1 protein-coding gene is annotated in these 1708 nt (G+C 59.8%); it reads right to left on the bottom strand.

The features are described from left to right. Positions 1-1515 (bottom strand): IS1182 family transposase (locus FXB40_RS45610; protein ID WP_148778794.1); only part of this gene is annotated, 1515 nt, incomplete at its 3' end. Positions 1516-1708: the final 193 nt, after the last annotated feature.

The raw sequence follows: 1708 nt of genomic DNA on the forward strand, positions 1-1708 counted from the left end.
GAGGATACATCGGCAAACAGCAAGCGTCTTTGCGAGCGCAGCCAGAAACCCGTCAAATCCAAGGATGTTGAGCGCACGGGTGAAATTGTAGCAGAGCGCCATCAGGCTCCATTCGCCGCGGACCTTGTCGAAGCCGCGGACCAGGAAATGACGATAGCCGGCACGGCATTTGAGCGTGCCAAACGGATGCTCGACAATCCCCGAACGACGGCGCATCAGTTCGCCTGCACCCTGCATCCGCGCGCGGTGACGTTCGAGAACATCTTCATGCTCCCAGCGACCGATGGTCCGATAGGCGGTGGTCGGTGAGAGACAGCGGACCTTGAGCGGGCAGGCCCTGCAGATTGCTCCGCGGGCCGTGTAGCGGATCTCGATGCGGCCGCTGGTGTTCTTTTGCCTGCTCTTGAGCGGATGCAGCGATTGGCCCGCGGGACAACGGTAGGTGTCGGTTGCGCCGTCATAGTTGAAGTCCTTGAGCGCAAAGCGGCCCTGCTTCTCGAGCCGCGCGTTACCTTCGGGCAGCGGTACATAGGCAATGATACCCTCGTCCTCGCAGGCCTTCAGTTCGACACTGCTGTAATAGCCTTCATCGGCCAGCGCCTGCAGTGTCTCGGCTCCAAGAGCCTCTTTGGCCGCCTTGGCCATCGCAGAGAGCTGTCGAACATCGCTGCTGTCATTGACCACCTCGCTTGCGACTATGAGCTTGTGCTTGTCGTCAACTGCGGTCTGCACATTGTAGCCTGCAATGCCCTGACCGTTCTTGACCAGAAGCCGGGCGTCCGGATCTGTCAGCGACATTTGTGTCTCGTCATTCTCTTCCAGCCGAGCGAGGTCGGTCTCGGCACGCGAACGCTTCGCCATCAGCGCCGCGACCTTCGCACCGATATCGCCGCCATCTCCTCGGCCATCACCGCCCGCGCGATCCTTCCCCGGCTTCTTGGCTTCTGCTGCATCATTGTCTTCAAGAGACTTGCGGTAAGCCTCGATCTCCTGGTCCAGCCTTGCGATCTGCTCGCCAAGCCGCTTGCGCGTGAAGATGGAAGCCTTGCTGGCATCGCCGTGGAACAGGGAGCCATCAATCGCTACGATCGTGCCGCCGACAAGCCCAAGCTCCCGAGCCAGCAGCACGAAACTTCGGCTCGCTGCCTTCAGGGCCTTCCAGTTCTCCTTGCGGAAGTTGGCGATCGTCCGATAACCCGGCCTCAGTCCCTTCAGCAGCCAGATCAGTTCCAGATTGCGGCCAGCTTCCCGCTCCAGCCGGCGTGACGACCTGACCTGGTTGATGTAGCCGTAAAGATAGAGCTTCAGCAGATCGGCAGGATCATACGGCGGCTGCCCGACCTCTTCCGCGCCACGATCGGCGTGGCCGAAGCCAAGCTTTGCAAGATCGAGCGCGCAAACGAAGCTGTCGATCGCCCGCACCGGATTGTCCGGCCCGACATAGTCCTCAATCCGCGCAGGCAGAAGACTGGGTTGCTCCCGGCTCTCGCCGGTCTTGAATGTGCGATTCGCCATAAGACGAATCCTACATCAACTCCCAAAAAACTTGCCCAGCCTCGACGGGTCAAGTGAAATTCGAAAAATAAGAATTTTCGGAAATGCGAAGTCACAACAGGCGCTTCGCTACTGTGCATGGGGTTGTTTTTCGAAGTTTTGGTCTGGAGGCTCTGACCAGGGCGACCTCGGCGACATGCTCAGCTTCGCGGTC

Origin of the sequence: Bradyrhizobium rifense, assembly GCF_008123425.1 — a bacterium.
Lineage (GTDB): Bacteria > Pseudomonadota > Alphaproteobacteria > Rhizobiales > Xanthobacteraceae > Bradyrhizobium > Bradyrhizobium rifense.